General features: G+C 73.8%; 6 protein-coding genes. 4 read left to right on the top strand and 2 right to left on the bottom strand.

From position 1 onward, the window contains the following. Nucleotides 1-125: 125 nt before the first annotated feature. Together DQW85_RS28945 and DQW85_RS28940 are read right to left on the bottom strand one after the other, a co-directional pair. Complete coding sequence (locus DQW85_RS28945; protein WP_113703025.1) at nt 126-1,175, bottom strand: LacI family DNA-binding transcriptional regulator; 1,050 nt, start codon at nt 1,173-1,175, stop codon at nt 126-128. Nucleotides 1,176-1,233: 58 nt separating this feature from the next. Further along, nucleotides 1,234-2,208: a helix-turn-helix transcriptional regulator gene (locus DQW85_RS28940; protein WP_113703026.1), complete on the bottom strand. Its 975-nt coding sequence runs from the start codon at nt 2,206-2,208 to the stop codon at nt 1,234-1,236. A gap of 98 nt (nt 2,209-2,306) precedes the next feature. Between DQW85_RS28940 and DQW85_RS28935 the strand changes: the two genes are divergently transcribed. The 4 genes from DQW85_RS28935 to DQW85_RS28920 all read left to right on the top strand — a co-directional run. Next, nucleotides 2,307-2,732 carry a VOC family protein gene (locus DQW85_RS28935; protein WP_113703024.1) on the top strand — a complete coding sequence of 142 codons (426 nt, stop codon included), beginning with the start codon at nt 2,307-2,309 and terminating at the stop codon, nt 2,730-2,732. 16 nt (nt 2,733-2,748) lie between these two features. Further along, nucleotides 2,749-3,327 carry a YdeI/OmpD-associated family protein gene (locus tag DQW85_RS28930; RefSeq protein WP_113703023.1) on the top strand — a complete coding sequence of 193 codons (579 nt, stop codon included), beginning with the start codon at nt 2,749-2,751 and terminating at the stop codon, nt 3,325-3,327. Between the two features lie 61 nt (nt 3,328-3,388). After that, nucleotides 3,389-5,047, top strand: a complete 1,659-nt coding sequence (locus tag DQW85_RS28925; protein WP_113703022.1) for a serine hydrolase — start codon at nt 3,389-3,391, stop codon at nt 5,045-5,047. Nucleotides 5,048-5,113: 66 nt separating this feature from the next. Continuing rightward, the coding region (locus tag DQW85_RS28920) for a carbon-nitrogen hydrolase family protein (RefSeq protein ID WP_162795459.1) at nt 5,114-5,765 on the top strand (652 nt) is incomplete at its 3' end.

Here is a 5,765-nt window from a genome sequence, read left to right as displayed (position 1 = left end):
GCCCAGCATCGCCGCCCGCTGATCCGCACCCACCCGATCCACACCGGGCAGGCCATGCAGAAACGCTCTCAACGTCGCGTCCGACGACCCGATCGCCTGCGGGTCGAGGGTGGTCAGGGGAGGGCTCATGAGTGCCTGGCCCTTCGTGAGGTCGTCGCCGCCCGGCGGCCGGCGAGGGAACGGGGTGGCGCCGTCGAGGAGCGCTCGACGAGTTCGGTGTCCAGCACGATGCGCCGGGGCGTGTCGTCGGCGTACTCCGGCTCGAACTTCCGTAGGAGCAGCCGCATGGCCAGCACCCCCTGCTCCACCATCGGCCGGTCGATGACCGTGAGGGGAGGGCGGAGCAGCGGGCCGGTGTCCAGGTCGTCGAAGCCGATCAGGCTCATCCTCCCCGGCACGTCCACGCGCATGTCGTGGAGCGCCTTGAGGGCGCCCAGGGTCATCAGGTTGTTGGCGCTGAAGAGCGCGGTCGGCGGCTCGGGCAGCGACAGCAGCGACAGGGTGAGCTGGTAGCCGCTCGCCTCCCGGAAATCGCCGGCCAGGTCGTACTCGGGGGGCGGCTCGACCCCGGCGCCGCGGAGCGCGTCCAGGAACCCCTCGCGACGGCAGCGCCCGGGAGTCGTGTCCTGGCTGCCGCTGATCGCGGCGATGCGCGTGTGCCCGAGCCCCAGCAGGTGCTCGGCCGCCTGCCGCCCGCCGCCGGCGTTGTCGACGAGCACGGCGTCGAAGCGCTCGCCGCCGGCCAGGTCGCGGTCGACGAACACCAGAGGCACGTCGGCGTCGCGCACGTGCAGCGGCGTCCGGTCCTGCTCGGTGGCCGGGGCCAGGATGATGCCGTCGACCCTGCGGATCATGTCCGCGAGCACGTGGTCCTCGCGTTCGCCGCTCTCGTCGGTGTTGGCGAGCAGCAGGCGGTAGTCCTCGGCGCGGGTCACCGACTCCATGCCCTTGACGACCGCGGCGAAGTAGGGGTTGGTGATGTCGGGGACCACTCCGCCGATCGTGTGGGTGCGGCCCGACTTCAGGGAGCGCGCCGCGGCGCTCGGCCAGTAGCCGAGCTCGTCCACGGCGGCCTGGACGGCCTCGGAGGAGCGCACGCGCCCGCCTCGCAGGAACCGCGAGACGGTGGCGGGGGACACCCCGGCGCGAGCCGCTACGTCATGGATGGTGGCCACTCGCGCTCCTGACTGAAACCGTTGTCAGAGAATGATTGCACCATGGGACCGTGCGGCGTCAACTCCGTTCTCGGTCCTCCTGGGCGGCGGCCGCGTAGCGGGTGGCCAGGTCGCGCAGCAGGGCGCGCAGCTCAGGGGGGTCCAGGACGGTGAAGGGGACGCCGAGGCTGCCGAGGAAGGCCGCCAGGTCGTAAAGGGAGTCGCCGCCGGTCTCCAGCACGCAGCCGCCGTGCTCGGTGTCGTCCCGCAGCAGCCCGGCGGCCGGGGTGAGCCGCTCGGCGAGTTCGTCCAAGGGGGCGTGCAGCCGGACGCGGGCCGGATGCCGCCACGCGGCCGAGCCCGTGCCCCGGACGACGTGCGCCGCGGCGTCGCCGTCCGGAGGCGTGCGTGGCGTGAAGCGGCCACCGTTGGGCGTGCGCGGGCTGATGCGGTCGGCGCGGAACGTCCGCCAGTCGTCCCGGTCGCCGTCCCAGGCCAGCAGATACCAGCGCCGCCCGGTGTGGACGAGCCGGTGCGGCTCGACGGTGCGGACGCCGGCGTCGCCCCCGTGGCCCCGGTAGTCGAAGCGCAGCCGCTCGTGGTCGCGGATGGCGGCGGCGATCACGGTCAGGGTCTCGGCGTCCACGGTCGGGCCGCGGCCGGTGACGGACACCGTGGCCGCGCGCACCGCCTCGATCCGGCGGCGCAGCCGCGACGGCAGCATCTGCTGGAGCTTGGCCAGTGCCCGGAGCGAGGTCTCCTCGATGCCCGTCACCGTGCCGCCGGCCGCGGCGTGCAGGCTGACGGCCACCGCCACGGCCTCCTCGTCGTCGAGGATCAGCGGGGGCAGCGCCGCGCCCGAGCCCAGGCGGTAGCCGCCGGCCGCGCCCGTCGTGGAGTTGATCTGGTATCCGAGGATGCGCAGCCGCTCGACGTCGTTGCGTACGGTCCTCGTGGTCACGCCGAGCCGGTCGGCCAGCTCGGCGCCGGGCCAGTCGGGGCGCGCCTGCAGCAACGACAGCAGGCGGAGGAGGCGTACCGAGGTCTCCAGCATGTTCTCAGTCTTCCAGGCATTGAGGAAACGCACGTTCCTCAATGGCCCGTATGGTTCCTGACACGCAGCGAACGCCGCGGATTGAGAGGAATGCGGGCATGCTTCGAGGATTCGCCACCATCAGCTACTACGCCGACGACATGGACGCCGCCATCAGGTGGTACACCGAACTGCTGGGCGTCGAGCCGTACTACAACGTCCCGGGCCCGGACGGCCGGACCGCCTACAGCGAGTTCCGCATCGGCGACTACCAGCACGAGCTGGGCCTCGTCGACAGGCGCTTCCAGCGCGGCGGGCCGCCCGCCGCGCCCGGCGGAGCCGTCATGTACTGGCACGTGGACGACCTGACCGCCACTCGCGACCGGCTGCTGGAGCTGGGCGCGAAGGAGCACGAGCCGATCACGGAACGGGGCGAGGGCGAGGGCTTCGTCACCGCTTCCGTGGTGGATCCGTTCGGGAACATCCTGGGTGTCATGCACAACCCGCACTACCTGGAGGTCGTGGCCTCCGACCGGCCGGCCTGACCGGCGGGCGGGCACGATGGAAGCACTCGACGGTATGCGGATCATGGCGTTCGACGACGCCGCCCAGTGGGAGTCATGGCTGGCCGGGAACCACGAGCTGGGGGCCGGAGTATGGATGAAGATCGCCAAGAAGGGCGCGGGCGGGGTGTCGCCGACGCGCGGCGAGGCGCTCGACGTGGCCCTGTGCTACGGCTGGATCGACAGCCACACCAGGTCGCTCGACGAGGCGTACTACCTGCAGAGGTTCTCGCCGCGCCGGCCCAGGAGCTCCTGGTCGAAGGTGAACGTCGCCAAGGTCGAGGCGCTCGTCGCCGCGGGCCGCATGCGCCCGCCCGGCCTCGCGGCCGTCGAGGCGGCCCAGGCGGACGGGCGGTGGGACGCGGCGTACGAGCCGCCGAAGGACGCCACCGTCCCGCCCGATCTGGAGGCCGCGCTGGACGCCAACGAGAAGGCGAAGGCCGTCTTCGACTCCCTCAGCAAGGGGAGGCGGTACACCGTGCTCCTCCGGCTCATGACGGCGCGCACGCCGGGGACCCGGGCCGCCCGCCTCCACAGGATGGTCGCCACCCTGGAGGCGGGCGGAGAGGTGCGCTAGCGACGAGGCCCCTTCCCGCCCCGGCCGCCGCAGGCGGACCGAGGAGGCGGACGATGGAGGCATGGAGCATCACCGCCGGCACTCCCAGGCCGTGCCCGCCACGGCGGTCCTGGGGGTGGCGGTGCTGCTCCTCTCGGCCTGCGCCGGAGGTGGCACGCCGCCGCCGCTCCCATCCGGAGCCGCGGCGGGGGTCCCGGCCCGGGTGACGCCCTCACCCCGGGTGACGCTTTCGGCGGAGCCGCCCACGGAGCCGCCGCCGTCCCTCACCCCGGCCCGGGTCGAGGCCGCCGTCTCCCGGCTGGACGGGGTCGTACGCGACACGATGGCCAGGACCGGGGTGCCCGGGATGGCCGTGACCGTGGTGTACCGGGACCGGGTGGCGTACCTCAAGGGGTTCGGTGTGCGGCGCGTGGGGAGTCCGGGGGCGGTCGGGCCGGACACCGTCTTCCAGCTCGCGTCGGTGTCGAAGCCGCTGGCCTCCACGGTCGTCGCCGCGGCGGTGGGGGAGGGGGCCGTCTCCTGGGACGACCCCGTCGTCGAGCACGATCCGGGGTTCGCCCTGGCCGACCCCTGGGTGACGCGGCACGTGACGGTCGCCGACCTGTTCTCGCACCGCAGCGGCCTGCCCGACCACGCCGGGGACCTGCTGGAGGATCTCGGGTACCGCCGCGCCTACATCCTGGACCACCTGCGCTACGAGCCGCTCTCCCCGTTCCGCGTGACGTACGCGTACACGAACTTCGGGTTCACCGAGGCGGCGGTCGCCGTCGCGAGGGCCCGGCGGACGACCTGGGAGGAGCTGTCGGCGCGGACGCTGTACGAGCCGCTAGGCATGAACTCCACCAGTTCTGATTTCTCCGCCTACGAGCGGGCACCCGACCGGGCGGCGACCCACGTCAAGGTGGGCGGCCGCTGGGAGCCGGGGGACGCGCGCGACCCCCAGGCGCAGTCGCCGGCCGGGGGCGCGAGCTCCACCGCCCGTGACCTGACCTCATGGATACGCCTCCAACTCGCCGGTGGGACGTTCGGCGGCAGGCGGGTCGTCGCCCCCTCGGCCCTCGGCCGCACGCACCTGCCGCACATCGTCTCCTCGGCGCCCAGAGCCCCGTACGGCAGGCCAGGGTTCTACGGGCTCGGCTGGAACGTGGACTACGACGACCTGGGACGGCTCCGGCTGAGCCACTCCGGGGCTTTCTCGCTGGGCGCGGCCACCACCGTGACGATGCTGCCCTCCGAGGGGCTCGGCATCGTGGTGCTGACGAACGGCCAGCCGGTGGGCGCCCCCGAGGCCGTGGCCGCGACCTTCTACGACATCGCCCAGCACGGCAGGCGGACGGTCGACTGGCTCGGCCTGTTCGGCGGGATCTTCGCCCGGATGGAGCAGGCCGGGAGGCCGAGGACCGACTACGCCGAGCCGCCGCCGGGCGCCGCCCCGGCCCGGCCGCCCGCCGCCTACGCGGGCACGTACGCCAACCGCTACTACGGCCCCCTCACGGTCACCTCGGGCGCCGGCGGGCTGGTGATGCGGCTCGGCCCGAAGGGGTTCCGCTTCCCGCTGCGCCACTACGCGGGCGACACCTTCAGCTGCGCGACGCGCGGCGAGAACGCGACGGGCCTGTCCGGGGTGCGGTTCACCGCAGGTCCGGGCGGTCGCGCCCGGGCGGTCACGGTCGAGTCCCTGAACCACACGGGCCTCGGCACGTTCACCCGCCACCCCTGACCGCCGCGATCCAGGGCCCCTGACAGGCGCCCTGGTCGGGGTGTCGTGGGCCGCTAGGGTGTTCGCATGCGCAGGTCCTTGAGCATCGCCGCCGCCCAGCCGAAGTGCGTGTCGTACGACGTGGCGGCGAACGCGGCGACCCACGCCGAGACGGTCCGGTCCGCCGGGGCCAGGGTGGTGGTCTTCCCGGAGCTGTCGCTGACGGGGTACGAGCCGGACGCCCCGGCGATCACGGCGGAGGACCCGCGGCTGACGCCCATCGTCGAGGCCTGCGCCGAGACCGGTTCGGTGGCGCTGGTGGGAGCCCCGGTGGAAGGCCCGCACATCGCCATCGTGGCGGTCGACGGCACTGGCGCCACCGTGGCCTACCGGAAGGTGTGGCTGGGCACGGAGGAGGCGGTCAGGTTCGCTCCGGGTAGCGGCCCGGCGGTGCTCGACGTGGACGGCTGGCGGCTCGGGCTGGCCGTCTGCAAGGACACCGGCGTCCCGCGGCACGCCCGCGACACCGCCGCGCTGGGCATGGACGCGTACGTCGCGGGCACCGTGAAGCACGCCGCCGAGGGGGCCCTGCAGGACGAGCGGGCCCGCCGCGTGGCCGCCGATCACCGGGTCTGGGTCGTGGTGGCGAGCTTCGCCGGGTCCACCGGAGGCGGCTTCGACCGGGCCGCCGGCCGTTCGGGCGTCTGGGCGCCCGGCGGGACGGTGATCGTCCAGGCGG

The sequence above is a fragment of the Nonomuraea lactucae genome (assembly GCF_003313395.1).
GTDB lineage: Bacteria > Actinomycetota > Actinomycetes > Streptosporangiales > Streptosporangiaceae > Nonomuraea > Nonomuraea lactucae.
This window is presented reverse-complemented; position numbering and strand designations above follow the sequence as displayed.

What these genes read in the sequence shown, in the direction of transcription:
- DQW85_RS28935 (WP_113703024.1), top strand. Translation starts at nt 2,307, where the DNA reads ATGCTTCGAGGATTCGCCACCATCAGCTACTACGCCGACGACATGGAC.
- DQW85_RS28940 (WP_113703026.1), bottom strand. Translation starts at nt 2,208, where the DNA reads ATGCTGGAGACCTCGGTACGCCTCCTCCGCCTGCTGTCGTTGCTGCAG.
- DQW85_RS28925 (WP_113703022.1), top strand. Translation starts at nt 3,389, where the DNA reads ATGGAGCATCACCGCCGGCACTCCCAGGCCGTGCCCGCCACGGCGGTC.
- DQW85_RS28930 (WP_113703023.1), top strand. Translation starts at nt 2,749, where the DNA reads ATGGAAGCACTCGACGGTATGCGGATCATGGCGTTCGACGACGCCGCC.